Origin of the sequence: Paenibacillus wulumuqiensis, from assembly GCF_000971965.1 — a bacterium.
Lineage (GTDB): Bacteria > Bacillota > Bacilli > Paenibacillales > Paenibacillaceae > Saccharibacillus > Saccharibacillus wulumuqiensis.
The window spans coordinates 302,807-328,233 of sequence record NZ_KQ040792.1; the positions used below are offsets into that span (position 1 = coordinate 302,807).

At 51.1% G+C, this 25,427-nt stretch carries 23 protein-coding genes; 16 read left to right on the forward strand and 7 right to left on the reverse strand.

The window, feature by feature from the left end; all coding sequences use genetic code 11:
• The first annotated feature begins 196 nt into the window (after positions 1 to 196).
• Both WH45_RS01305 and WH45_RS01310 read left to right on the forward strand, forming a co-directional pair.
• Positions 197 to 1,330, forward strand: a complete 1,134-nt coding sequence (locus WH45_RS01305; protein WP_046212583.1) for an N-acetyldiaminopimelate deacetylase — start codon at positions 197 to 199, stop codon at positions 1,328 to 1,330.
• A gap of 57 nt (positions 1,331 to 1,387) precedes the next feature.
• Positions 1,388 to 1,981 carry a TetR/AcrR family transcriptional regulator gene (locus WH45_RS01310; RefSeq protein ID WP_046212584.1) on the forward strand — a complete coding sequence of 198 codons (594 nt, stop codon included), beginning with the start codon at positions 1,388 to 1,390 and terminating at the stop codon, positions 1,979 to 1,981.
• 129 nt (positions 1,982 to 2,110) lie between these two features.
• On the opposite strand, the gene WH45_RS01315 is transcribed toward WH45_RS01310, so the two are convergent.
• Both WH45_RS01315 and WH45_RS01320 read right to left on the reverse strand, forming a co-directional pair.
• Positions 2,111 to 2,974, reverse strand: a complete 864-nt coding sequence (locus tag WH45_RS01315; RefSeq protein ID WP_046212585.1) for an NmrA family NAD(P)-binding protein — start codon at positions 2,972 to 2,974, stop codon at positions 2,111 to 2,113.
• Between the two features lie 2 nt (positions 2,975 to 2,976).
• On the reverse strand, positions 2,977 to 3,450 hold the full coding sequence (locus WH45_RS01320) for a nuclear transport factor 2 family protein (RefSeq protein WP_052723562.1): 474 nt from the start codon (positions 3,448 to 3,450) through the stop codon (positions 2,977 to 2,979).
• Between the two features lie 491 nt (positions 3,451 to 3,941).
• Here WH45_RS01320 and WH45_RS01325 point away from each other — a divergent pair, with 491 nt between their 5' ends.
• Positions 3,942 to 4,778 carry a YitT family protein gene (locus tag WH45_RS01325; protein WP_046212909.1) on the forward strand — a complete coding sequence of 279 codons (837 nt, stop codon included), beginning with the start codon at positions 3,942 to 3,944 and terminating at the stop codon, positions 4,776 to 4,778.
• A gap of 197 nt (positions 4,779 to 4,975) precedes the next feature.
• Here the strand turns inward: WH45_RS01325 and WH45_RS01330 are convergent, their stop codons facing one another.
• The 5 genes from WH45_RS01330 to WH45_RS01350 form a co-directional block, all read right to left on the reverse strand.
• On the reverse strand, positions 4,976 to 5,293 hold the full coding sequence (locus WH45_RS01330) for a spore coat protein (RefSeq protein WP_082096484.1): 318 nt from the start codon (positions 5,291 to 5,293) through the stop codon (positions 4,976 to 4,978).
• 13 nt (positions 5,294 to 5,306) lie between these two features.
• Positions 5,307 to 5,504: a hypothetical protein gene (locus WH45_RS01335; protein WP_046212586.1), complete on the reverse strand. Its 198-nt coding sequence runs from the start codon at positions 5,502 to 5,504 to the stop codon at positions 5,307 to 5,309.
• 294 nt (positions 5,505 to 5,798) lie between these two features.
• Positions 5,799 to 7,778, reverse strand: a complete 1,980-nt coding sequence (locus WH45_RS01340; RefSeq protein ID WP_162198434.1) for a methyl-accepting chemotaxis protein — start codon at positions 7,776 to 7,778, stop codon at positions 5,799 to 5,801.
• Positions 7,779 to 8,004: 226 nt separating this feature from the next.
• The gene (locus tag WH45_RS01345; RefSeq protein ID WP_046212588.1) at positions 8,005 to 9,162 is read right to left on the reverse strand and encodes an aminotransferase A; all 1,158 of its coding nucleotides are present in this window, start codon (positions 9,160 to 9,162) and stop codon (positions 8,005 to 8,007) included.
• 352 nt (positions 9,163 to 9,514) lie between these two features.
• A complete protein-coding gene (locus WH45_RS01350) occupies positions 9,515 to 11,116 on the reverse strand; it encodes a chitinase (RefSeq protein ID WP_046212589.1) in 1,602 nt (533 codons plus the stop codon).
• A gap of 428 nt (positions 11,117 to 11,544) precedes the next feature.
• Here WH45_RS01350 and WH45_RS01355 point away from each other — a divergent pair, with 428 nt between their 5' ends.
• The 13 genes from WH45_RS01355 to WH45_RS22665 all read left to right on the forward strand — a co-directional run bounded on the left by WH45_RS01355 (position 11,545) and on the right by WH45_RS22665 (position 25,398).
• Positions 11,545 to 12,654: an ABC transporter ATP-binding protein gene (locus WH45_RS01355; protein WP_046212590.1), complete on the forward strand. Its 1,110-nt coding sequence runs from the start codon at positions 11,545 to 11,547 to the stop codon at positions 12,652 to 12,654.
• Positions 12,644 to 13,456, forward strand: a complete 813-nt coding sequence (locus tag WH45_RS01360) for an ABC transporter permease (RefSeq protein WP_046212591.1) — start codon at positions 12,644 to 12,646, stop codon at positions 13,454 to 13,456. The genes WH45_RS01355 and WH45_RS01360 overlap by 11 nt, the downstream gene beginning before the upstream one ends.
• Positions 13,446 to 14,270 carry an ABC transporter permease gene (locus WH45_RS01365; RefSeq protein WP_046212592.1) on the forward strand — a complete coding sequence of 275 codons (825 nt, stop codon included), beginning with the start codon at positions 13,446 to 13,448 and terminating at the stop codon, positions 14,268 to 14,270. Before WH45_RS01360 ends, WH45_RS01365 begins: the two co-directional genes overlap by 11 nt.
• Positions 14,271 to 15,338: an ABC transporter substrate-binding protein gene (locus tag WH45_RS01370; protein ID WP_046212593.1), complete on the forward strand. Its 1,068-nt coding sequence runs from the start codon at positions 14,271 to 14,273 to the stop codon at positions 15,336 to 15,338.
• Positions 15,339 to 15,406: 68 nt separating this feature from the next.
• Positions 15,407 to 16,003, forward strand: a complete 597-nt coding sequence (locus WH45_RS01375; RefSeq protein ID WP_235338214.1) for a glyoxalase — start codon at positions 15,407 to 15,409, stop codon at positions 16,001 to 16,003.
• A 110-nt stretch (positions 16,004 to 16,113) separates the two neighbouring features.
• Positions 16,114 to 16,551 carry a copper amine oxidase N-terminal domain-containing protein gene (locus WH45_RS01380; RefSeq protein WP_046212595.1) on the forward strand — a complete coding sequence of 146 codons (438 nt, stop codon included), beginning with the start codon at positions 16,114 to 16,116 and terminating at the stop codon, positions 16,549 to 16,551.
• A 126-nt stretch (positions 16,552 to 16,677) separates the two neighbouring features.
• The gene (locus tag WH45_RS01385; RefSeq protein ID WP_046212596.1) at positions 16,678 to 17,100 is read left to right on the forward strand and encodes a hypothetical protein; all 423 of its coding nucleotides are present in this window, start codon (positions 16,678 to 16,680) and stop codon (positions 17,098 to 17,100) included.
• A 330-nt stretch (positions 17,101 to 17,430) separates the two neighbouring features.
• Complete coding sequence (locus WH45_RS01390) at positions 17,431 to 18,753, forward strand: extracellular solute-binding protein (RefSeq protein ID WP_046212597.1); 1,323 nt, start codon at positions 17,431 to 17,433, stop codon at positions 18,751 to 18,753.
• A gap of 342 nt (positions 18,754 to 19,095) precedes the next feature.
• Positions 19,096 to 19,986: a carbohydrate ABC transporter permease gene (locus tag WH45_RS01395; protein ID WP_046212598.1), complete on the forward strand. Its 891-nt coding sequence runs from the start codon at positions 19,096 to 19,098 to the stop codon at positions 19,984 to 19,986.
• Positions 19,987 to 20,000: 14 nt separating this feature from the next.
• Positions 20,001 to 20,825: a carbohydrate ABC transporter permease gene (locus WH45_RS01400; RefSeq protein ID WP_046212599.1), complete on the forward strand. Its 825-nt coding sequence runs from the start codon at positions 20,001 to 20,003 to the stop codon at positions 20,823 to 20,825.
• Between the two features lie 268 nt (positions 20,826 to 21,093).
• The gene (locus WH45_RS01405; protein ID WP_235338216.1) at positions 21,094 to 22,983 is read left to right on the forward strand and encodes a sensor histidine kinase; all 1,890 of its coding nucleotides are present in this window, start codon (positions 21,094 to 21,096) and stop codon (positions 22,981 to 22,983) included.
• A gap of 1 nt (position 22,984) precedes the next feature.
• Positions 22,985 to 24,169: a response regulator gene (locus WH45_RS01410; protein ID WP_046212600.1), complete on the forward strand. Its 1,185-nt coding sequence runs from the start codon at positions 22,985 to 22,987 to the stop codon at positions 24,167 to 24,169.
• Between the two features lie 209 nt (positions 24,170 to 24,378).
• The gene (locus WH45_RS22665) at positions 24,379 to 25,398 is read left to right on the forward strand and encodes an S-layer homology domain-containing protein (RefSeq protein WP_052723563.1); all 1,020 of its coding nucleotides are present in this window, start codon (positions 24,379 to 24,381) and stop codon (positions 25,396 to 25,398) included.
• The last annotated feature ends 29 nt before the right edge of the window (positions 25,399 to 25,427 follow it).

A 25,427-nucleotide genomic window follows, 5' to 3' on the forward strand; every position in this document is an offset into this window, starting at 1 on the left:
TGACAGCCTTCTTTGCATATTATATAGAAAATATATATATAGAAACTACAAAACGAAAAGTTGCCGTACAGTGCTGCAATCGCTGGAAGACAGTGTGCAAAAGAGGTAGACTTTTAACATGGCAATGGTTCCGGCAGCGGCCGGATCTGTCATATCAATATGGATTATGACCCTATTTACAAAGGAGCCGCATCGAATGACCACTCAATCACTGATTACGATCCGCCGCGACCTGCACCGGATGCCGGAAGCGGGCTTTCAGGAATTCAAAACCCAGCGCTACCTGCTGGATTACATAGCGACACTGCCGCAGGAGCATATCGAGGTACGCACCTGGAAAACCGGCATACTGGTCTATGTGCACGGTACATCGCCAAGGCGCCGGTTTGGTTACCGTGCCGATATGGACGGGCTGCCGATCGCCGAGGAGACGAACTATGATTTCCAGAGCGAGCATCCCGGCTATATGCATGCCTGCGGACATGATCTGCATATGACGATTGGGCTGGGCATCCTGACACATTTCACCGGGCAGCGGATGCAGGATGATCTGGTCATGATCTTCCAACCGGCCGAGGAAGGACCGGGCGGGGCCAAGCCGATGCTGGAAAGTGCAGAGCTGGCTGACTGGATGCCAGAGCAGATCGTTGGACTGCATGTGGCGCCGGAGTATCCGGTAGGTACGATTGCGACGAGACCGGGCATTCTGTTCGCCAATACGTCCGAGCTGTTCATCGACCTGATCGGTATGGGCGGACATGCGGCCTATCCGCACCGGGCCAATGATATGGTGGTCGCCGGCTGTCAGCTGGTCGGGCAGCTGCAGAGCATCGTCGCCCGCAATGTGAATCCGCTGGATTCGGCGGTAGTGACGATCGGCAAGGTCGAGGGCGGAACCAAGCAAAATATCATCGCCGAACGTGCCCGGCTGGAAGGCACGATCCGCACTCTGTCTGCCGAGACCATGGTACTGGTCAAATCGCGTATTCAGGCACTGGTGCGCGGGATCGAAGCGGGATTCGAATGCCGGGCGGAGATCGACTGGGGCTCCAATTATATGCAGGTATATAATGAAGCCGGACTGACGGGCGAATTTATGCAGTGGCTTTCCGGACGATCGGATGTGCAGCTCGTGGAGTGCACCGAAGCGATGACCGGCGAGGACTTCGGGTATTTTCTGGAGCAGATTCCGGGCTTCATGTTCTGGCTCGGCGTGGATACGCCGTATGGACTGCACCACAGCAAGCTGGAGCCGAGCGAGGATGCGATTGACGTGGCGGTACGGACGGTTACGGACTATTTTAGCTGGAAATCGGCAGCGGCAGAGTAAGACTAGCCGCTAAAATGATCGATGGAAAAACAGAGCGAGCGGAAGGAGGACACAGATATGGCGAGAACCAAAGCTTTTGACAAAACGGCGGTGCTTCAGCGGGCCATGAAAACTTTTGGACGTACCGGCTATGAAGGCACTACTTTGCCGGATCTGCTGCAGGAGCTGGGGATTGCCCGGCAGAGTCTGTATGATACGTATGGCACCAAGCGCGATCTGTTCATCATGGCGGTCAAGCACTATATGGATGGCAAGACTGAGGATATGGCAGAGCTGCTGAACCAGCCTGGCAGTGCGATCGAGCAGCTGGAGCATGTTTTTGATGTGATGATCCGGGCGCTGGTCGATCCGGAATTGGCACAGCAGTGCTTCATTATTAGCAGTGCGGTCGAGCAGGCACCCCAGGATGAAGAGCTGCGGCAGTATTTGCAGAGCAACACGGAGCAGATCGAACAGGGGTTGTATCAACTGCTGCAGCGTTCGGCAGATGAAGGTGAATTGTCTACGGCATTTGATCTGCAGGAGCTGGCGCGCTATCTCGCTCATGAGCGAATGGGTCTTATTTTCTCGGCCAAGGCGGGAGCGAATGAGCAGCAGCTACGCAGCATAACAAAGATTGCTTTGTCGGTGTTACGAAGTCATCGTGCCTGATGAGCAATATAACAAAGGTCTCCAAAGCGTAGCAGCTTTGGAGACCTTTTTGGTTTGAACGATTTTTATACTCAAAGTATTTTTTCATTCGGTTATTTGCCCTCTGTTTCTTTTCTGTCTAATGCTATCTTACTGGGGAACAGGCGCATACCAGTGCAGATTGTTACGGATGAAGTCTTCCAGTGAACGGGGAGGTTGTCCAGTCACTCGCAGAACGGTGTCGGTCACCTGATCTTCGATCCCTTCCGTGCGGATACGTGTATCCAGTCCGGCAAAGAAGCGTGCATAATCCGGCTGCATACCGGCAGTCAGCAGCAGATCCTGCAGATGCTCCTCGCTCACATGGTGATGTTGTACATCCAGTCCCGACAGACGGCTGATAATTGCAGCAGCTTCACCATAGCTAAGAGACTCCGGTCCGGTGATGATATGATCGGTATTATGCGGCTGCTTATCGGTCAGTGCATGTACAGCTACCCGGGCGATATCCTCCGCATCGACAAAGCCGAGTCTGCCGTCGCCGGTGGCTGTCGTAATTCCGGCGCCTGTTCGAATGGCATGTCCGTGTGCCGCCTCGGTGAAGTTCTGCATAAAATAAGATGGCCGCAAAATCGTCCATTCCGGCGCATTTTCCATAATAAACTGCTGTACGGTTCCGAATACCGGTCCGTCCGCCTCGATCGAAGCGCTCGATAGCAGTACCAGACGTCTCGTTCCGCCGGCCAGTGCCTGCTGGATAAATGGAACCATAACTTTCTCGGGCTGCATATCCATCACGGGAGCGACCAGATAGATGGTATCCATTCCTGCACTTGCAGCGGCGAATGTCTCCGGCTGATACCAGTCAAACCGGACTTCGGGCACAGCCGGATGACCGGAACGCGGTGAACGCATCGCTTTGCGTACATGGTAGCCTTGAGCTGTCAGCATTTCCGCTATGCGGGTAGATGTTTTGCCGCTGCCTGCAGTCAGTAATATACGGTTGCTCTGCATAATCATCCCTCCCCTTGACCGGCATCCGGCGTAGCGGCCCGTGCTACAGCGAGCGGGTTCCAGTAGTCCAGATAACGCGAGATTTTGCCGTTTTTCACTTCGACCAGCGAGATATAATCCTGTACATAGCTCTTGCCTGTCGCCTGCATGATGCCTGTGCCTTCGAACCGGGCGATGAATAGATCCGGGTCCAGCGTCTGATGAATGACCGGTGTGCTGAAGTGGCTCATCCGGATCATGCCGTCAAAGCTGGCCATATATGCGGCGAGTGCCTGCTTGCCTTCCAGCAGACGAGTGTAGCCTTCATCCGCATAAGGGAATTCAAAACGGATCTGCTCGTCAAACAGGTCCAGCCAGCTCTCGATATCGTTATCCAGCAGGAGAGAGCCAAAGCTGTTCATCAGGGTCAGCGCCTGTTCCGCACGTTCATTCAGCAGGTTCATCTGGGAAGGGGAAGCAATAAATGGGGTAGTCATAATCAATTCCTCGCTTTCTGTCCAAAATGGAATAGAATGGGTCTCTGCCGGGGCTGCAGGGCAGCTCGGACAAAGGCTTATAAGACCACTATATCTATTCCAGACTATTTAGTCAATAATATTCGGACTAAATAGTCTAAAATTATTTTGAAGGTGGATACCCGGTTGATATCAGGAGGGTAAATGGAAAGACTAACAGACCATAGGGAGGAGGCGAGCTGGCTCGGTCGCTTATATTCATGAAACCGTATGTATTTTCATGTAACAACCTGCTTTTTAACGTTAATCAGGTACAGAAATGAATAGGCAAAGTATCGCAAAAAAGCTTTGACTTGCTGATCTCCGGTGGCTTACAATACTCATTTGTCGGGTAAGAATGGTTAGATACCCGGATTATGCGGCATAATCCTTTTTGGGTTGGATTCCGCATGAGCAAGTTCCAGCACTAATCCAACAGATACGGATGATTAAAGGAGCATGGAAGCATGAGCATAAAAAAACGTATTTATGATATGGTACTGATCACGATAGGTGCCTTTCTGTTTGCACTGGCGGTCAATCTGTTTATCATCCCGAACAATCTGGGTGAAGGCGGCGTGACCGGGGTAACGATTATTCTGTATTATCTGTTTGAATGGTCTCCCGGACTGGTCAATCTGATCATTAACGCTTTCCTGATCCTGATCGGTTACAAGTTTCTGGATAAGACAAGTACGATTTATACTATTATCGCTGTAGCGCTGAATTCGCTATTCCTGCATCTGACGGAAGGCTGGCGTATCGAGTCGGATGAGATCGTGGTCAATGCGGTCTTTGCCGGGGTGATGGTCGGTGTCGGCATCGGGCTGATTATCCGTGCAGGCGGTACGACGGCAGGTACGGCCATTCTGGCACGGATTACACATAAATACCTGGACTGGAATATCAGCTACGGTCTGCTGTTCTTCGATCTGATTGTGGCGTTCTCTTCGCTGTTCATTATCGGAGCAGAGCGGCTGATGCTGACGATTATCGCGCTGTATATCGGTACCAAGGTGATGGACTTTATTATCGAGGGTCTGAATCCGAAAAAGGCGGTCATGATCATTTCTTCCCATCAGGAAGCGATCGCGGAGAAGGTCATTACGGTGATGGATCGAGGCGTAACGGTATTATCCGGTCATGGTTATTACACCAAGAATCCGAAGGAAATCCTGTATATTGTGATCAGCAAGCAGGAGGTATCCGTGCTCAAGAAAATTGTACGCACGGAAGATCCGAATGCGTTTATTACCATTCATGATGTGCGTGATGTGTTCGGTGAAGGCTTCCTGGAGCTGTCCAAGTAACTGTGATCCGGCTCTCCTTTTATGAATAAATGAAAAATACAGTCAAAAGCCGCATCATCTCCCCGGGAGTACCCGTACAGGAGATGGTGCGGCTTTTGGTATGGAAGGCAGCAGCCTGAGCATATACCTGCATATTGGATACAGAGCATAATGCAGAGGCAGTCAAGCTTCCGGACGATCATTTACCAGTAGATGATTTAGGATTTGCTTTTTATAAGTTCCAGTGCCATATCGGCTTTTTGCAGATCATGTTCAACCTGCTCTTCGATATTGTACGCATGGTACATTTCATTTTCGATCATATAGTTGGCGATTTTCTCATGCAGATCGATCGCTTTTTGCATTTGGGCTTTGAGGGTACGGCGTACACCCGGGCTGGCTGTCTCGGTCAGGGCTACCGCATAGTTGCGGACACCGGCTTTGGCAGACATCAGCAGATCGGTGGCAATCGCCAGATCATCGAGTGGTGCAGTTGCATTCATGAGCATTTCTTTGGTCATACTGTTGGAAGCCATAATGAATTCCTCCTTATTTTTGTTTTTCCAGGATGGACTTGAGGTCTTCAATTGCTTTGGTGGAGTCCTGTACATCTTCGTCCATGATCTGTCTCAATTTTTCATCCTTCACAAGTTCACGCATCGCTACCGCTTTGGTGACACAGGATGTTTTAAAAGTGAGCAGCTCGTGTACTTCGAGCATTTCATGAGTCGCTAATTGTTTGGCCATGATGACATCTCCTTTGCAACCAGTATTTAACAAGCTTTCTCTCTGTATATAAACCGGTTCGTTCGGTTTGTATCAGGGAAAATGGAAAGCTTGTCCAGTGAGGAAATATGATGGAGACCAGCATGGAGATTCGATATTCCTTTATTGTCATATAAACTGTCACAAAAGGAGGGTGGATGGTCTTCTATTAGGAATAGGAAAACGTTGTTGACAGGCAAACAGCAAAAAGCCTCCTGTATCAAAGGAGACTTTTTACTGTACATAAGGATTGAATATAGTTATGCGGTTATACGATTACTTGATTTTGAAATGCTCGATTTCCTTTTGCAGATCATCTGCGCGGGCAGCGAGCGACTGGGCGGAAGAGGTGATTTCCTGCATGGAAGCCAGCTGCTCTTCGGCAGAAGAAGCGATATCGTGCATGCTCTCGGTGTTGCGGGTGGAGATGCCGGTTACTTCTTCGACAGAACGGGCGACCTGACCAGCGTTGGAATTGACTTCCTCGACCCGTGCATTCATTTCCTGCAGGCTCGACGAGATCTGGTGGGAATTGGATTTGAGCTGCTGGAACTGCTCCGCAGATTGCTGAACCGAGGTCAGGCCGTCGGTTACGGAATGGTGAATCTGCTTGAAGGTGGACAGGGATTCGTGAATCTCGCGAATGATATCCTGCAGCAGTCCTTCGATATGCTGGGCGGACAGACGGGATTGCTCCGCCAGCTTTTTGACTTCACCGGCGACGACGCTGAATCCTTTACCGGCTTCGCCGGCGCGTGCAGCTTCAATCGCGGCATTGAGCGAGAGCAGGTTGGTCTGTTCGGCGATCGTATTGATCGTTTTCAGGATATTCGAGATTTCGTTGGACTTTTGGGACAGCCCGTTAACGACTTCATTGGCCTGATTCACCGAATGATCAATATGCTCCATCTGACCAACGGTTTTACGGATCAGCTGGTCGCCTTCCTCTGCCATTGTATTGGATGTGCGCGACAGGCCAAGCAGGGACTGGGAATTCTGCTGTACTTCCTGCAGCCAGCGGGCGACATCGTTCAGCTGGGCGGCACTGCTGCTCATGTTCTGGCTTTGCTTTTCCGCACCGGAGGAGAACAGTTCGATCGCGGACGTGATTTGTTCGGTCGCCTGGCTGGTCTGCTCGGAGCTGGCATTCAGCTGCTCGGAAGAGGAGACTACATCGCTCACCGTATCCTGAATGGAGCCGACGAGGGAGCCGAGTGACTGGTTCATATGGTTAAAGGCTTCGGACAGGCGACCCAGCTCATCCTTGCTCTTGTCTTCAACCGACTGGGTCAAGTCTCCGCCGCTGATTGCATTGGCGACATGCACAAGTTTGTTCATCCGCTTGCTGATGGAGCGTGTGATCAGCCAGATCACGGTGCTGCCAACGACGAGGGCGATAACCATCACGAGCAGTGTCTGGTGAAGCATAGGCTTTACTTTTGCATCAATCTCGCTTTGGGAGAAGTTGCCGACGAGCTTCCAGCCGGTCAGCGGGCTGGTCGTATAGCTCAACTGCTTGTCGATATTGTTGAATACGTAACTGAAATGGCCTTGTGGTTTGTTTTCTCCAATGATTCGCTTGGCAATAGTATCGGTCTCGCCTATCTTAATTGTTGGATGGGAAATATACGTACCATCCGGTGCAAGGATAAATGCGTAGCCCTGTTCACCGATCTTGATTGTGGATGTGATATTAAGCAGTGCGGCAATGCTGATATCCAGACCAACCACGCCGCTCTTGTCTTCCGTCTGCCGGGCGACAGTCACGGTCATCTCCTGTGTGGTGGAAGAAATATAAGGGCTGGTAATAATTGTCTTGCCGGGACTGGCTTCAGCTTGCTGGTACCATGGGCGCTGTCTTGGATCATAGTCGGCAGCGGTTGGTGAGTCCGAGGAAGTGAAAAATGCGCCTGTAGTAGTACCTACATAGATACCTTCGACTTTGCTGGTGGCCTTGTCAAACGTATCCAAGCGTTCCAGCAGCGTGGCACTATTGGCGCTGGTATAGTCGCTCTGCGTAACCTGGCCGGCGAAATAGTTGACTGTATCGACATTTTGCTGCATATCGTTATCAACGACTGCACTCAGTGTGCCTGCATTGATCGTGGTGCTGTCAATGAGTTCCGAGCTGAGCGAGCGCTGGGCAGTGAAATAAGAAACAAGACTGGAGGCTACCAGTGCTGTTACGAGTACAGCACAGAAGGAAAACATCAGCTTGCGGCCTAGAGATTGGTTGAGCAATAAAGATTTCATCATATTCATTGGATCCCCCCGTTAATTATCTGAATGAATATGTTATCGACAGAAAACGACGATGATTAAAGATGGAAATGCTAGGAAATTTGCTTAAAATATAAAAATAAGCAAGAAACTTAGTATATATGCGAAAAAATCATATTTACGGATCTATGACCAGCACCAAAATGCCGTTCACATCCATAAATATGCTTTAAATAGTATAGGTATACAATTACTCGAATGCCTAACTCAGGCGCTGGACAAACTGTTCCAGTCGATCCAGCGCCTGTTCCAGCACCGGACGTGCATAGGCATAGGACAGCCGGATATACCCTTCACCATATCGGGAAAAGGCATCCCCGGGCACGACAGCGACGCCGTCCTCATCGAGCAGACGCAGCGCGAATTCCATAGAAGGCAGACCGAGATGGGCGATGGAAGGGAACAGGTAAAAGGCGCCTTCCGGCTTTTCCAGTGTTAATCCCATGTGCATCAGCCGATCATATACATAATCCCGGCGCTCCCGGTAGGCGTCACGCATCGGCAGAGCATCATCAATACCATGAGTCAGTGCTTCCAGCGCCGCATACTGGCTGATGGAGCTGGCACAGGACACATTGTACTGGTGGACCTTGAGCATATGGGCCGTCAGCCAGGCCGGTGCGAGCGTATAGCCGATCCGCCAGCCGGTCATGGAGTGGGATTTGGAGACGCCGTTAATAATGATCGTCTTGTCCCGCATGCCCGGCAGCAGGGCGATCGATTCATGCGGCGTGTCGTAGATCAGCTCACTGTAGATCTCGTCCGAAATGACAAAGATGTCCCGCTCTCTCAGCAGAGCAGCCATATCCTCCAGCTCGCTGCGGTTCATGACGCGGCCGGTCGGGTTGGAAGGGTAGCCGATTACTATCGCTTTGGTGCGCGGCGACAGATGCGGCTCCACCAGTTCGGCTGTCAGCTTGAAGCCGGTGCTGCGGGTATCGACATAGACCGGTACACCGCCCGCCAGCCGGATCAGCGGCTCGTATCCGGGATAGATAGGATCCGGCAGGATCACTTCATCACCGGGCGTAATAATCGTTCGCAGGGTTACGTCCAGCGCTTCACTGGCGCCCACGGTAATAATCACTTCGGTAGGGCCGTCGTACTGCTGGCCGTATTTGATGCGCACAAAGTCCGCAGCTGCCTGACGCAGCGCCGGAATACCTGCATTGGGGGTATAGACAGTGCGCCCTTCCTGCATCGCGCGTGCTGCCGCCTCCATAATATGCGATGGTGTCGGGAAGTCCGGTTGTCCGAGCGTGAGGGCCAGCGCTTCCGGGTACTGTGCCGCTGCGTTGGCGATTTTGCGAATGCCGCTGATCTGAATATCCTTGACCGATGAATTAACCAGATGTTCCATGTGTGTCTTCCTTTCTGGATGGAGAAATATGTAAAAGATAGCGGATACCGTATCCGGGTATATCCGCCTGTTCGCTGTGCAAGAATCATTTTACAAAGTATATCAAAGTCTGCCGGGGGAGGACAGACAGATCTTCCGGTGGTCTGTGTGGCGGCATCACCCTCCCATCCATAACAATCGCTGTCAGGAGGTCCGGAATGGTCACCATTTCATCCGTACCTACACAAAAAGACCTCCACAAGGGAGGTCTTTTGCCAATGCTACCAAAGGAATACTCGCTGTAAAGCATCCAACATCCAAACAGGCGAATGCATAAATGCATGGATGCATGATGGGTTTGTTGCCCGGTGGCTTATTTCACCGTATAGCTGTAATGCGGTGAATCATACTGCGGGCCGGACTTTTCATAAGTGAACCAGTATTCGATCTTGCTGCCCGAGCGCAGTCCGGTAATATTTTTGCTCCAGGTGCCGGAACTGTCGGTCATGCGCAGATTTTGCTGGTCGCCGCTGTTGATCTTGTAGTGCAGATCCACGTACTTGGCAGTCGTTACCGGTTTGAATGTAATGCGCACTTCCGTACCGGATACGCTGCTGAGACGGGCTGTATAGTCGGCTGTGGTGTGTTCACTGCCGGTACCGGTCGTTGGTGGCGTCACCGGAGGCTCTGTCGTAGGCGGAGGTGTGGTGCCGCCGGTGAGATACTGTCCGGTGAACGGATTGAACCGGTGCAGGGACATGATCAGCCAGCCGGTGCTGGAGACGCAGTTCTGCTGGGCCATCACCCAGTAGCTGTTGCTGGTGCCTTTGAGCGAGTAAGGGATACCGCCGAGCGATGCGCCTGAAGTTCCCTGCTTTTTGATAATTTCATTATTGATGGCGTCAGCTTTGGCGGTGTTGCCTTGCAGATAGTAGGCCAGGGACATAAAGGCACTTCCTTCAAACCATACATCCGCTCCGGTGCTGCCGATCTGGTTGCCATTATCGTCATGAGCCGGCATCACCTGATCGGTCCAGTCAAAGTCATAACCGGTCAGCGTATTGCCTGCATCGTTATACGTCAGCGTCTGCTTGTAGCGCGGATTGTCCATCGTGCCCGGTGATCCGTTGGCATTTTCCACGTAGGCCAGACTGGCGCCGTAGTTATGCGTGCCGCCTGTACCCAGTGCCAGCACACCCCATGGATTCACATCGAGCGGAATCTTCGGATCGATCAGACCGGTATCATTTTTCCAGCCGCCGGTGAAGCGCTTGTGGGCTTCATCCCATACATAGTTGTCGAGGAAGCTTTTGACTTTGGCGGCAGCCGCGTTGTAGGAAGCGGCTTTGGAGGAGTCAACTGATGCATAATATTGCAGTACACGGTAAATGTCGATGTTGTGTTCAGTGGAGCTCCATGGCTCATTGGAGTTGGTCCAACCGCTCCAGCCACCGGCTACGCCGCCATTGGCCTGCTGATACTGCAGCGACCAGTCCAGCGCCTTGAGCGCCATCGGACGGTAGCGGGTGTCATTATACTGCTTCTCGTACGCCATCGCTGCCATCGCCATCCAGACGACCGGACCGACATGTTTGCGAATCTCTTCACCAGCGCCGTTATTGTACCAGTAAGAATTCAGCCAGAAGCCCTGCGGGTCCTGGATATCGCGCATCTTGTTCAGCACTTTCTCGGCGCGTCCGCGTTCCCCTTTGACGATAAAGGCGATCGCGGCGACAGCCTGATCATACGTATAGACGATCTGCTTGGGATTGTTCGGTCCCCAGAAGTCCTCAAAGCTGTCCACCAGCCCGTCAAAAGCCAATCCGGCTGTGGCATCCTGCTGGGTCTCCAGCCAGATCAGCGCCTTGTTGGAAGCGTCGCTGGCTGCATCGGCACGCACCGGTCCGGCGGCGCTCAGGGTACCTCCGACGAGCAGTACGGCAGACAGTAACATGTTGGTCCATTTCTTTTTCATACAGTTCCTCCCTCAGAATGGTATGTAGCAGGTAAGTCAAGTCTATAGTGGATGATGATAGCGCTTTCGTAAATGCGCTATGCTACGCACTGTATGTGCATTTCTACGATGGATATGCCGAAGCGATCAAACAGGGAATAGACGCATCCGGCAGCCGAAGCAGGGGGCATGTACAAACTTTTTTATATTCTTTATAAAATGCACTATTTCTATTGCAATTCAGTCGTTATAATAGCAATGGTGCCTTTTGCGTAAGATTGAAGTGGTTAAATAATAAAATGATGCAGTTTCATCACATAAAATGTTATTTAGTCATATAAATGGAAACGTCAGCTGCAGAATGATCTCTATCCGGATCGTACGGGCTGAAGGTAAACGAAACGGAGCACCGCCGGGCGATACAGGCGGATGCAAACAAGGAGGCTGTTATGAGCGAAAATACCATTATCCGGTTTGATGGGGTGACCAAGCGTTATGAGGATGGAACGCTGGTACTGGAGCATATAGATTTTGAGATCGAACGGGGTAAATTCTACACGCTGCTCGGTCCATCCGGCTGCGGCAAAACGACCATCCTGCGCATGATTGCAGGCTTTACGGAGCCGAGCGGAGGATCGATTTATTTTAACGGCAAAGTCATCAACAAGGTGCCGGCCAACAAGCGTCAGGTGAACACGGTCTTCCAGGATTATGCGCTGTTCCCGCACCTGAATGTGTTCGAGAATGTGGCCTTTGGCCTGCGTGTCAAAAAGATGAAAAAAGACCAGATCCAGACCAAAGTGCTCGAAGCGCTCAAGTTCGTCAATCTGGAAGGCTATGGCCAGCGGGCGATCTCGGAAATGTCCGGCGGTCAGCGCCAGCGGGTGGCGATTGCGCGTGCACTGGTCAACGAACCGGAAGTGCTGCTGCTGGATGAGCCGCTGTCTGCGCTCGATCTGAAGCTGCGTACAGAGATGCAGTACGAGCTGCGCGAGATTCAGCAGCGTCTGGGCATTACCTTTATCTTCGTTACACATGACCAGGAGGAAGCGCTGGCGATGTCGGACGAGATCTTCGTTATGAACAAAGGCAAGATCGAACAGAGCGGTACGCCGAACGATATCTATGACGAGCCGATTAACCGGTTCGTGGCGGACTTCATCGGGGAATCCAATATCGTACCGGGCCGAATGATCGAGGATTATCTGGTGGAGTTCAACGGCAAGCAGTTCCAGTGCGTCGATGCCGGACTGCGTCCGAACGAACCGATCGAAGTGGTGATTCGTCCCGAGGATCTGGAGCTGACGACCGAAGATCGCGGCAAGCTCAAAGTGCGCGTGGACAGCCAATTGTTCCGCGGGGTTCACTATGAGATCAGCTGCTATGACGATTCCGGTCACGAATGGCTTGTACACTCGACCCGCAAGGCCGAGCCGGGCAGCCAGATCGGTCTCGATTTCGAACCGGAAGCGATCCATGTTATGCGATTCGGGGAAAGTGAAGAAGATTTCGACCGCCGTCTGGAAGGATACGGAGAAGGCGGTGTCCATGCAGGCTAATACTCGCGCGGTCTATATGCTGCCTTATTACGTATGGATCGTCCTGTTTGTCGTGGCACCGGTCGTGCTGGTCGCTTATTATTCCTTTTTTGATGTGGATGGCAATCTGACGCTGCAGAATTACCGGACGTTCTTCACCCCTGTGTATATGCAGATGACGCTCAGCTCATTCTGGTATGCCTTTCTGGTGACGCTGTTCTCGCTGCTGATCGCTTATCCGGCAGCGTATCTGCTGACCCGGACCAAGCACCGGCAGCTGTGGATTCTGCTGATTATCCTGCCGACATGGATCAACCTGCTGCTCAAAACGTATGCATTTATCGGAATCTTCGGTACGTATGGTCCGGTCAATGCGCTATTGGGCGCGATCGGGATCGGTGAGCAGCAGTTGCTGTTCAATGCGTTCAGCTTTGTATTTGTATCGGTGTATATTTTCGTGCCGTTCATGATTTTGCCGATCTATAATGCGCTCGAGGAAATGAATCCAACGCTCATCTCCGCCGCCCGTGATCTGGGGGCATCCGGCTGGACCACGTTCCGGCGGGTTATTTTCCCGCTGACACTGTCCGGGGTCAAATCCGGCTGTATGGCTGTCTTTATTCCGTCTCTGTCGCTGTTCATGATTACCCGTCTGATTGCCGGCAACAAGGTGATTACACTCGGTACGGCGATTGAGCAGCATTTCCTGGTCACTCAGGACTGGGGCATGGGCTCAACAGTCGCTGTTGTGCTGATTATCGCCATGGCGGTACTGATGCTGCTGACCGGCGGCTTCGGTCAGGAGGTGCGTCATGGTAAATAAGAATAAATGGGGTAATCTGTATCTGGTGCTCGTCTTCGCTGTCCTGTACGCACCGATTCTGTATCTGATGTATTACTCGTTCAACAGTGCAGGCAATATGCACGAATTCGAAGGATTCACCTGGCAGTGGTATGGCGAGGTATTCCAGGATACCCGCCTGATGATTATCCTGATCAATACGCTGGTGATCGCGCTGCTGTCTTCGGCGATTGCGACGATTATCGGCATTATCGGTGCGCTGGCGATTGACCGGATTCAGCGCCGCCGGCTCAAGGATGCTGTGCTGTCGCTCAATAACGTACTGATCGTCAGCCCGGATGTTATTATTGGTGCATCGTTCCTGATTCTATTCACGATTGTGGGCATCAAGCTGGGCTTTGCTTCGGTGCTGATCTCGCATATCGCGTTCAGTATTCCGATTACCGTGCTGATGATTCTGCCGCGGCTGCAGGAGATGAGCCCGACGCTGGTCGATGCGGCCCGCGATCTGGGCGCCAGCCGCCGAGATGTGCTGACACGGGTCATTCTGCCATTTATCAAACAGGGGATTTTTGCCGGATTCTTTATGGCATTTACGTATTCTTTGGATGATTTCGCGGTGACGTTCTTCGTAACCGGTAACGGATACTCTACGCTGTCGGTAGAGATTTATTCCCGGGCAAGACAGGGTGTGGCGCTGTCAATCAATGCGCTGTCCACGCTGATCTTCCTGTTCACCACTGCGCTTGTAGTCGGTTATTACATGATCAACCGCCGGGCTCAGACCCGGACGCGCCGGACCGAGATGGCTGCCGAAATGGGGGTGCCGAGATAAATGAAGACGATTAGCCGTATGTTTATCGTAATCATCGTCGCTGCTCTGCTGCTCATGTATCTGGCTGCACGGCTGAATGTCAGCCAGGGCTACTCGGGCAGTAACACGCTGACCATCTATAACTGGGGTGACTATATCGATCCCGATCTGCTGGACCAGTTCCAAAAGGAAACCGGCATCACGGTCATCTATCAGACATTTGATTCCAACGAAGCCATGCTGACCAAGATCGAGCAGGGCGGCACGACATTCGACGTAGCGATTCCGTCCGATTACGCCATCTCCAAGATGCGCGAGGACAATCTGCTGCTGCCAATCGATCACAGCAAGCTGCCCAATCTCCAAAATATTGATCCGTCGTTCCTGAACCTGTCATTTGACCCGGATAACAAATATTCGGCGCCCTACTTTTGGGGAACGGTCGGCGTGGTCTACAATCCCAAGCTGACCAACCTCAAGTTCCACAGCTGGGACGACCTGTGGGACCCATCGCTGCGCAATAATGTGCTGCTGACCGATGGGGCACGCGAGGTCATGGGTATGTCGCTGAACAGCCTGCATTACTCGCTGAATGACACCAAGGAAGCCCATCTGCAGGAAGCGCTGGCCAAGCTCAAGCTGCTAACGCCGAATGTCAAAGCAATCGTAGGTGACGAGATCAAAATGCTGCTCGCCAACAATGAAGCGGCAGCCGGACTCGTCTTCTCCGGCGATGCGTCGGAGATTATGAGCGAGAATGAAGATCTGGACTTTGTCGTTCCGGAGGAAGGCACGAACCTGTGGTTCGATAACATGGTCATTCCCAAGACGGCAGCCAATATCGATGGCGCCCATAAATTCATCAACTTTATGATGGACCCTGAGGTGGCGGCGCAGAATGCCGAGTATGTGGGCTATTCCACGCCGAACGATGCGGCACTGAAGCTGCTGCCTGAAGATATTTCCGGTGACGAGCGATTCTACCCGCCCGCGGATCTTACTGATCGCCTGGAAGTGTACGACAACCTGGGCAAGAAGATGCTCGTGCATTATAACGAGCTGTTCCTGCAGTTCAAGATGAACAAATAGACGCACATGATCCAAGAGCAGCCTGTTGTCAGGGCTGCTCTTTTTTTAACTACAGACTGATTCTCGGCTTGCCCGCTCTGGACAAGCAAAAGGAGCGGTTCAGCCTGCAGATTGGCAGCAGCGTTCTGCAGTTCGTGCAGACAACGGATGACAGCCACCCGTTCTACCATGTTGCCTTTAACATTCCTGCCAACCGATTCCGTGAAGCAAGAGAATGGCTCCAGGAACGGGTAACTCTGCATATGGAAGAAGGGTCGGATGAAGTCTTTTTTGAAAATTTCGATGCCTATTCCTATTACTTTACTGATCCTTCCGGCAATATTGTGGAGTTGATCTCCAGACAGTCGGCATCTCCAGTGGTGGAAGAGCCGTTTGGTACAGCACAGATACTGAATATTAGCGAGATCAATGTGACGACTCCGTTATTGATAGAGACGGGTGAGCGGCTGATCCAATTCGGCATTCACTCTCGCCATGACGAAGAATTGGGCGAAGGGCTCAATTTTATGGGTGAGGGGGATTCATTTCTGCTGCTGGGTCGACCAGGGAGAATATGGTTTTCTTCGGACAAGCATGCGGAAGTACATCCGGTAATCGTTATCGTCGATGAGGACAAGAGGATTGAAGTGACAGCCACAGGAGAAGTGCTGCTGGAAAGTGTGTAATCGTATTGGTGAGGCCACCTGCCAGAAGGTGTGCGCAACTTTTATAATATCAATGCGTCAATATAATATGGTTAAAAATAACTTATATTACATTGAAAGGATGTAAAAGGATGAAAAAATTCTTTATGCTAATGCTTGCTGTAACTCTTTTTTTCTCGGTGTCATCCATTACAAGTGCAGATGTATTTGATGATTCAAAGGTAAAAGTAGTGCTTAATGGTTCTGAACTGGATTTTGATCCAAACGCTATTATTCAAAACGGTAATACGATGGTTCCGTTTCGTCAGCTTTTTGAAGCTTATGGAGCTCAAGTAAAATGGGATCAGAAGACCAAAACGATTACCGCTGTAAAAGAAGATACAACTATCAAATTAACACTGGATAGCTTTGATGCTTATGTAAATAATAAAAAAATCAAATTGACTCAGACACCGTATATGGCTAGAAATACATCACTTGTGAATCTGCGATTTATCAGTGAAGCTATGGACGCTAAAGTGAGTTTTGACAAAGGCAATCTAACTGTAAATATTACAACATCTAAATAATTACAAGAACCATCATGAAGCTGTTTTGTTGAATGAAATAATACCTGCACACAAACTTAATGGATTAACAGGCACAACATCGGTACAGCAGATACTATTCAATCATTCGAATAGGAGAATAACCATATGTATAAAAGAATTATACTAGCTGTATTTGCTGTTTTTCTCGGATTAGATAATACATATTTAACAAATGCATCTGCGGGTGCAAGCAGCGGATCTGAAGCAGCCTCTATATCCAATGTAGCTGTATTTCAAGGTCATATACTGTCCTGGGATAACGGACAAGGCTACGCTGTGTTCAGTGCAGCCTTCAAACCGACGAAGATTCTGATCAAAAATTATTCTTCCAGACCGGTATATTACCGGATCACTATCAATGAACATACCATCGTTAATACAAAGACTCTTGGTGCAGGTCAATTCGTATACGAGAAAGTCAGCAGACCACTGCTCATTAGTAGCGATAATGAATACACTGTTCGTGCCTTTACCAAAGATTCTTCCACACGCAAAGTATATGTACGCGCTGTCGGCATACGCCAGTAGCTCATTCTTTATGACGGAATGCTCTTTTACGAAGGATGAGGCTGACCACCGGAAGCATCAAAAAAATGACAGACCAACAGCAACTAACATCGAGAATGAAAATAACAAACTCATTGCCAATCAGCTATCGGGCCTGATCGCCATGCCATGATCTTCATGTGCATTATGATCAGGCTTTTTTTCATCAAGTTCCTTATTTTTACAACACCTTGAAAACACGAACCTCAAACCTTGAATTTCTGTATTGCTGTAAGTAAGCGTTTACAGCATAATGTGGATGTAATGTTAATAATAATATTGATCATTCAACCAAGGGGGATAATACACAATATGAGAAAAACAGGCAAAGTCCTTTCGTTATTGCTGACCGGCGCGCTGGCGCTGGGCCTGACGGCGTGCGGCAACAGTGACTCGGGTACAGGCAGTGAAGGTGCAAGCGGTGGCAGCAGCGGCGACAAGGTCACGATCACTTTCCAGAACATCTATCCGGACCCGACGACACCGACATACAAAATGATCCGCCAGATCGTCGATTCCTACCAGAAAGAACATCCAAACGTAGAGATCGCCCTCGATACCCTGAATACCGACCAGCAAAAATTGAAGCTGAAAACGCAGGCAGCTTCCCGCGAAATCCCGGATATTACGATCGTGAATCCTTCCGCACAGATGAAGCCTTATGTGGATGCAGGCTTGCTCGCACCACTGGATGACATTCTGGATCAAGATGGCCTCCGTGATACATACCAGGAAGGCCTGCTCGATTACTACAGCAAAGACAATAAAGTCTATGCACTGCCGGACGGCAATAACATCGAAGTCGGCTATTACAACAAAGCCCTGTTCGCCAAAGCGGGCATCGACGCTCCACCAGCCACTTTCGAAGAACTGCTGGCAGATGTGAAAAAGCTTAAAGCCGCAGGCATTACGCCAATCGCGATCGGCGAAAAGGATTCCTGGACCGGTTCGTTCCTGTTCATGAATATCCTGCTCCGCACCAACGGTGGACCTGGCTTCCTGCAGGACGTGGCAGACGGCAAGAAAACATTTAACGATCCGGCATTTGTCGAAGCGGTAGATGCGTTCCAGCAGCTCGTACAAGCTGGCGCTTTCCCTGAAGGTGCAACATCCATCGACGCTACAGCAGGCGGTAACATGTTCCGTACCGGCCAGGCAGCGATGTTCTTTATCGGTACATGGGAGACCGGCGCGAACGACTCTTCTACAGTAGGCAAGGACGTTGGCGTATTCAAGTTCCCGACCGTCAATGGCAAAGGCAACCCGGATGAGTTCATGCTGGCACCAGGCAGCGCGTTTGCCGTATCCGCCAACAGCGAACATCTGGCGGAAACCAAAGATTTCCTCAAGTACTTTGCAACCAATTATCCAAAAGTATCCTTTGAACTGAAAAATGCAGTCGGTCTGGGCCAGAAAGTGGAAGGCGACTTCTCGGCAGCTGGGTACTCTCCACTCGCGATTGAAGTACTCGATATGTTTAAAAACATCAAAGGCGGCGACCTGTCCTTCGATAACACGATGAACCCGGCCGTATCCCAGGTCCATCTGAGCAGCATCCAGAACCTGTTCGTACAGCAGGTTGATCCGAAGCAGGTAGCGGCAGAGCACCAGGCAGCATTCGAAGCGAATCCTTAAGCGAATGGTCGCTGGAATGCAGCAGCGCTCCGGCAAGGAATTCTGCCAGCTAACAACTCGACAACCATACAGGCGCAAGTTCTAACAGGGGGGCGCCCACCAGCGCCTCTTTATTCATGTATGGACTTTTAGGCACTTAGCGAAGGCAAGAGAATTCTGCCAAATACCGACCTTTAAGAATAGAGATCGACCGCGAGGCGGTCATTCAGGATCTCTATTCTTAACCGGAGGTCGTGGCAGAATCTCTTGCCGGAGCGGTTGATGCACAATCTGCCCAGTAACTTTGCAACAATGCTGCACCATACAAAAAGAGGCTCCACCACTGGAGAGGAGGGAGAAACCATGAATGTATTAAAAGTACCTGCCCGCACGATCGCCATTTTTGTACTTCCTTGTCTGCTCCTGTACATAGGCACCGTATTTGTGCCGATTCTGGTTTCCTTTTATACGGCTACACTGGACTGGAATGGAATCGGGGATGCCAAGTTCGTTGGGCTGGCCAATTTCCATACGCTGTTGTTTGAAGATAACAACTTCTGGCCGTCGGTCAAGCGGACGCTGATGTATTCGGTGTTCTCCATGATTGAGATTCCGTTCTGTCTGCTGTTCGCCATCTTGCTGAACCGCTATGTTCGCAAGGGCAGCCGGCTCGTTACGATTTATTTTGTCCCGGTTATCCTGTCCAACGTTATTCTCGGACAGCTGTGGAAAACGATCTACAATCCGACTTCGATGGGCGGTATGCTGAATGGTATCCTTATCCAGCTCGGACTGGAGAACTGGACGCATAGCTGGCTGACCGAACCGGCGACCGCGATGTATGCACTGTACTTTGTCTCGCTGTGGCAGTATTTTGGCTACCATCTGCTGATCCAGTTCACCGGCGTGCAGAATATTCCGGATGAAATCTACGAAGCGGCCAAGATCGATGGCGCAGATGGTTTTAAGGCAGACCGATATATTACGTTCCCGATGATCGTACCGATCTTCAAAATATCGATTGTACTGGCATTTATCGGGTCCCTGCAGGCGTTCGAGCTGGTTATGGTTATGACCGGCGGCGGACCGGCACATGCGACCGATACGATCGCGACCCATATGTACAATATGTCCTTCCTGTCCCAGAAATACGGATACGGCAGTGCGGTGGCTACGTTCCTCGTGGTGTTCTGTCTGATCGTCACGGTTGTGATTAACTTTATCTTCAACAAAGTCGAACGCAAGGTAACCTAAAGGAGGAGAGCGAGATGCTAAAAGCAAAAAAAGGATTCGTGTATCTTCTCTTCGCGATCCTGGTTGTTACCCAGCTGTACCCGCTGTTCTGGCTGCTCATGTATTCCCTGAAGACGAACGAAGAGATTCTGAGCGGCAGCTTTTTCTCCCTACCGACTATACCGCAGTGGCATAACTATTCGGAGGCGTACACCTCCGGCAGCTATCTCAAGTATCTGGGCAACAGCGTGCTCGTCACCGGCGTGACGCTGGTGGCTGTCATTATTCTCAGCGCGATGACCGCCTATGCGATCTCCCGGTTCAAGTGGAAATACGGACCGTATGTGCTGCTGCTGTTCCTGCTCGGAATGATGATTCCGATGCAGGCGACGCTGCTGCCGCTGATGATCATTTTCAAAAACCTGGACCTGCTGGATACCCGCTGGTCGATCATTATTCCGTATACGGCGTTTGCTCTGCCGATTGCCGTATTTATCCTGAGCGGATTCATGCGCTCGATTCCGACGGATATTGAAGAGTCCGCCTTTATGGATGGAGCGAGCGTGTACCGGATCTTCCGCAGTATTATCCTGCCGATCTCCATGCCGCCGGTCATGACGGTATGTATCCTGACCTTTATCAACATCTGGAATGAGTACATCGTGGCAGCGACATTTATCTCGTCCGAGAATCTCAAAACACTGCCGTTCGGGGTGTATACGTTTGTCAGTCAGTATTCGGTCAATTACGGCAACATCGGCGCGTTCCTGATCATGGGCGCCCTGCCGGTAATCATCATTTACTTCCTGCTGTCCGAGCGTATTACCAAAGGCATGGTTGCCGGTGCAGTCAAAGGTTAGACGCCCAGGTACGCCGGTGTACCGAAGACGATCCGATCACAGTATGGAGATGCCCTGTATCAGATACCTTGATGCCGAATCGGGCAGCTGCATGATGCTGGCTGACGGGCGTTGCGTTCCACTTCGGTTTGTTTTGTAAAAAGATCCCTTAGCTGGTATTATCCAAGATATAGGAGCCTGGCGGCAGCTGGGCAGGAGGTGCAAAAAGCCTTCTGCCGCTGTCGCCCTTTGGCTTTTTTTGAAGAACATGCAGAAAGGAGGAGCTGCCTTGCCGCGCAGGTTCCGTTCCATCCATCATCGGCTGTTTATTCTGTTTCTGTTCTGTATGACGGCCATTCTGCTGATCGTTAGCGCGCTGTTCTACAACCGCACCACTACACAGTTTCATGAAAAGCTGGGGGAGATCGCCCAGAAAAACGTCTCCCAGACCGCAGGGCTGCTCGATCTGCTGCTTGCCAGCTATGACAGCCTGTCCAAGTCGATCAGCACCAACGCCGATATCGTTCGGCTGGTAGGAGAGAAAAAGAAACTCCCGCCGCAGATCGAATATATCAATCAGCACGCCATTACGACGATGATGGGAGCGATTTACTTTTCCCGTGATGATCTGGTCGGGATTCACATTATCGGAGAGAACGGCAAAATCTATAATTACGGCAACTATACGACGGTCGTGGACCCCCGCTACGACAGCTCGGACTGGTACCGGCGGATCAACAGTTCTTCCGGCAAAATGGTCTGGCTCGGTGTGTTTCCGCATTCGTTGATCGATAAGACCGAAGATGATGCCGTTTTTGCTTTTGGCCGGCCGATCTTCGATCTGAATGAACAGCACCAGATCGGCATCGTCCTGTTCGAGGCCAAAGCAGATACGGTGCTGGCGGCGATGAACAATCTCAAGCTGGGACCAAACAGTGATGTGGATATTATTACCGGTGAAGGCAAGACCGTACCGACCTCACTGGAAGCGAGTCCTGTGACTACCCTGCTGCCGGAGCATATGAAGACGCCGAGCGATCCGGGAGAAGTCATCGTGGATCAGCTGGGCGACCGCCTGATCGCTGCCTCCAAGCTGGGAACAACCGATTGGACCGTCGTCAGCTCGACACCTTCCCGGGATCTGAATGTGGAGCTGACCCAGACCAAGCGCTATCTGTTCATCATGGTTACGATTCTGATTCTCGTCTCCGCATTGGTGGCGCTGCTCGTCTCCCGTACGATTTCACTGCCGCTTCAGCGGCTGGTCCGCCAGATGAAGCAGGTGGAGAACGGCAATTTTCACGGGATGGTCCGGGTGACTTCGTATCAGGAGATCAATGTTGTTGTCGCCTCCTTTAACCATATGGTCAAGCGGGTGGAGGAACTGATCGAGCGTGTCAAAATCTCCTCGGTCAGTGAAAAGAACGCCGAACTGCATGCGCTTCAGTCGCAGGTCAATCCGCACTTTCTGTACAATACACTGGATATGATCTACTGGATGCTGGATGAGAAAGGCAATGATCGGCTCGGTGAAGTGGTGCTGTCCCTGTCGCATATGTTCCGCTACAGCAGCCACTGGGAAGGCAATGCCGAAGTCACGCTGCGTGAAGAGGTGGAGCAGATCCGCCATTACCTCAATATTATCCAGATGCGGCTGGAAGACCGGCTGACCGTTGAGATTGCCATCGATGAACAGTGGATGAATCTGCCGGTACCCAAAATGCTGCTGCAGCCGGTGATCGAGAATGCGGTCAAGCATGGACTGGAAGCGCAAAAGTCCGGACTGCTCACCGTCCGTGCCGTACCGGATGAGCATTATCTCAATATCCATGTGCAGGATAACGGAGCCGGGATGCCAGCCGAGACGCTGGAGCGGCTGCGTCGTTCACTGGATGCGTATACGGTCGAACCGGCAGGTGAAGGAGAGGCATCCGGTGTTCGCCAGGGCATTGGCATGCAGAATCTGCACCAGCGGCTGAAGTACATGTTTGGCGAAGAATATGGAATTGGGATCGAGAGCACACAGGATGAAGGAACAATCGTTACTCTGCGGCTGCCGCTGCCCGTTCAGCCTGCCGGAGCCAAGCCGGTCCCGGGACAGCTGCAACATCCGAATCATCCGGACAGCGATTTCGATCATGGACAGACAGGGCGGAATGAATTTGAAAGGGGAACCTGATATGCATATTCTGATCACAGACGATGAGAATTTTATCCGGGAAGGCATCAAGCGTACGATCATGACGGCCTATCCTGAATATCATGTGCATCTGGCGGCATCTGCTGAAGAAGCCGTACAGCTGATGAGCGAGCACCGGATGGACATTGTGCTGACCGATATCCTGATGCCCGGCATCAACGGGCTGGAGCTGATGCGCATCTCTCGGCACAAGCAGCCTCAGGCCAAATGGGTCGTCATCTCGGCCCACTCGGAGTTCAGCTATGCCCAGCAGGCGGTCCATCTCGGTGCACGGGATTACCTGCTCAAGCCGATTGGCAAGACCAAGCTGAATGAACTTATGGAATCGCTTACCCAGGAGATCCGCCAGGAACAGATTCATTCCCGCGGGGAAGAGACGCTGCGGGAAGGACTGAAATATTTACGGGAAGCGGCCTTCCAGCGCCTGGCAGCCGGGCTCAGTGTAGGTAAGCTCAGCCTGGAGCCGCTGGTGGAGGAATACCCGGAATATTATCTGCTGCTGGTCGAATTGGAGAACGAGCAGCAGCATGGTCCGCTGGAACATTTTATTATCGAAAATGTACTGACCGAGCTGATCGACCGGTACGGCCGCGGATTCGTGACCAGCTTTGACCGAAATAGCCTGCTCGGTCTGATCCGTCCGAACAGCGGCGTGGAGATCGGAGCACTGCAGGAACAGATTCGCTCCCATCTGCATAAATGCCTGAAAACTCAGCCTTTCCGCAGCGTCCACTCCGGTCCGCATCGGGACTTTGAACGGATTGCCGAGGAAGTGCGTCAGCTGCGCCAACGCCCGGATGCCGGTGTACAGGAGCAGAGCGAGCCGCGCGGCAGCGAGACGGCGATCCATGTGGCGCTTCAGTATATCAAGACCCATTTTAATGAAGAACTGTCACTGGAAAAGGTCGCAGCTGTCGTCTTCCTCAATCCGATCTATTTCAGCCAGCTGTTCAAGCAGAAGACAGGCCAGGGGTACAAGGAGTATGTCATCTCCCTGCGCATGGAGCAGGCCAAGCAGCTGCTGCTCAACCCGAACCTGCGGCTGGTCGATATCGCCGAGCAGATCGGGTACGGCAGTGTAAGACACTTTACCCAGGTGTTCCGCAAGAAGTTTACGCTGACTCCGACCGAATATCGGTTGCAGCGGAATGTGGCGGATCACTAAAAAGGAAATAGAAGAAAGAGAAAGAGAAAGGCAGCAATGCTACAGCTGCTCACCGGTTAAAGTCCTCTTTGCAGGATGGAAAGATAATGAATACGCCTAGTATAGAACGAATACGGTACACCTGTAAAAATTATACAAATAGTTATATAATGACGGTTAAGTTCACAGCTTAGCCGTCATTTTTTCAATTTTATTTGAGGAGTGAAAGTATGAATAGTTACATAAAAAAAGGACTTTGTATTGCTTTGACAGCTGGTTTGAGCTGGTCGCTTTGCAGCAGCCTGGCTGAAGCGAAAATAACTGCATTCAAGGATGTTCCAAGTCAGTACTGGGGATACACGGCAATTCAGTGGGGCGTGCAGGAACAGATCATTCAGGGCTATCCGGATCAGACTTTTCATCCTGCCGGGAAGGTTAACAAGCAGGAATACTTGACGATGCTGCTGCGTGCTTATCAGCCATCCGACCTGGATACGACAAAAGAATCAGGCGGCTGGGCAGCTCCCTATCTCGATTATGCCAGCAAATTGGGATGGAAAGGGGTTCCATCATCAGCAAGTGGCAAAGAGGTACTCACAAGAGGGCAAGCGGCTATTTATATGACAAATGCAGTCGGGAAAAATTACAGCGAAACAGATTCGATCCGTTATCTGCTCGACCAGAATCTGGTGACAGGGAAAACGTCAGCTACTGTAAAAGGCTTCCACCGGAATGATCCAGTTACACGTGCTGAAGCTGTTACCATGATCCAGCGTATGCATCAGAAAATAACGAAGCTTGAAGCCAGTCCGGCAGCAGAGCAAGCGTACACTTCCAGCCAAAAAGAAGATAACACAGGTACAGGAACAGGCAAGACAGTTAAATATACAAATTCAGACTATCATTTTTCGGTAAACCTGCCGGATAGCTGGTCTGGTCAATATGAAGCAGTTCCGGTTAAAAGAAACCGGACTTTGGCTGTGGACTTTGTGGATAAGCAGGCGAAAGAATGGGGCGGTGTAGTCTTTACCGTGTCGATCTGGCCAGCCAAGCAATGGAAGGACCAGCAAAAGGAAGTGGAGGAGCAGGTTCCTGTTCAGAAGCTGGGAGAATACAAGGATCAGGTGTATCTACTTTTCAAACCTACCGACGTGCAGTATGATCCTTCCGATTCCGAACAGACAAAACAGTACAATCAGATGTCCAATCAGGTTGCCGGGATCGGTAAAACTTTTCAGATCGTGAAGTAACAACAAGGTAGCTGCTATATACAAAAACA

Excerpts from the sequence above, each read along its gene's own strand:
- WH45_RS01345 (WP_046212588.1), bottom strand. The coding sequence starts at position 9,162 with ATGGAACATCTGGTTAATTCATCGGTCAAGGATATTCAGATCAGCGGC.
- WH45_RS01380 (WP_046212595.1), top strand. The coding sequence starts at position 16,114 with ATGAAAAAATTCTTTATGCTAATGCTTGCTGTAACTCTTTTTTTCTCG.
- WH45_RS01320 (WP_052723562.1), bottom strand. The coding sequence starts at position 3,450 with ATGACTACCCCATTTATTGCTTCCCCTTCCCAGATGAACCTGCTGAAT.
- WH45_RS01350 (WP_046212589.1), bottom strand. The coding sequence starts at position 11,116 with ATGAAAAAGAAATGGACCAACATGTTACTGTCTGCCGTACTGCTCGTC.
- WH45_RS01310 (WP_046212584.1), top strand. The coding sequence starts at position 1,388 with ATGGCGAGAACCAAAGCTTTTGACAAAACGGCGGTGCTTCAGCGGGCC.
- WH45_RS01355 (WP_046212590.1), top strand. The coding sequence starts at position 11,545 with ATGAGCGAAAATACCATTATCCGGTTTGATGGGGTGACCAAGCGTTAT.
- WH45_RS01330 (WP_082096484.1), bottom strand. The coding sequence starts at position 5,293 with ATGGCTTCCAACAGTATGACCAAAGAAATGCTCATGAATGCAACTGCA.
- WH45_RS01365 (WP_046212592.1), top strand. The coding sequence starts at position 13,446 with ATGGTAAATAAGAATAAATGGGGTAATCTGTATCTGGTGCTCGTCTTC.
- WH45_RS01340 (WP_162198434.1), bottom strand. The coding sequence starts at position 7,778 with ATGATGAAATCTTTATTGCTCAACCAATCTCTAGGCCGCAAGCTGATG.
- WH45_RS01360 (WP_046212591.1), top strand. The coding sequence starts at position 12,644 with ATGCAGGCTAATACTCGCGCGGTCTATATGCTGCCTTATTACGTATGG.
- WH45_RS01370 (WP_046212593.1), top strand. The coding sequence starts at position 14,271 with ATGAAGACGATTAGCCGTATGTTTATCGTAATCATCGTCGCTGCTCTG.
- WH45_RS22665 (WP_052723563.1), top strand. The coding sequence starts at position 24,379 with ATGAATAGTTACATAAAAAAAGGACTTTGTATTGCTTTGACAGCTGGT.
- WH45_RS01410 (WP_046212600.1), top strand. The coding sequence starts at position 22,985 with ATGCATATTCTGATCACAGACGATGAGAATTTTATCCGGGAAGGCATC.
- WH45_RS01385 (WP_046212596.1), top strand. The coding sequence starts at position 16,678 with ATGTATAAAAGAATTATACTAGCTGTATTTGCTGTTTTTCTCGGATTA.
- WH45_RS01400 (WP_046212599.1), top strand. The coding sequence starts at position 20,001 with ATGCTAAAAGCAAAAAAAGGATTCGTGTATCTTCTCTTCGCGATCCTG.
- WH45_RS01390 (WP_046212597.1), top strand. The coding sequence starts at position 17,431 with ATGAGAAAAACAGGCAAAGTCCTTTCGTTATTGCTGACCGGCGCGCTG.
- WH45_RS01395 (WP_046212598.1), top strand. The coding sequence starts at position 19,096 with ATGAATGTATTAAAAGTACCTGCCCGCACGATCGCCATTTTTGTACTT.
- WH45_RS01335 (WP_046212586.1), bottom strand. The coding sequence starts at position 5,504 with ATGGCCAAACAATTAGCGACTCATGAAATGCTCGAAGTACACGAGCTG.
- WH45_RS01305 (WP_046212583.1), top strand. The coding sequence starts at position 197 with ATGACCACTCAATCACTGATTACGATCCGCCGCGACCTGCACCGGATG.
- WH45_RS01315 (WP_046212585.1), bottom strand. The coding sequence starts at position 2,974 with ATGCAGAGCAACCGTATATTACTGACTGCAGGCAGCGGCAAAACATCT.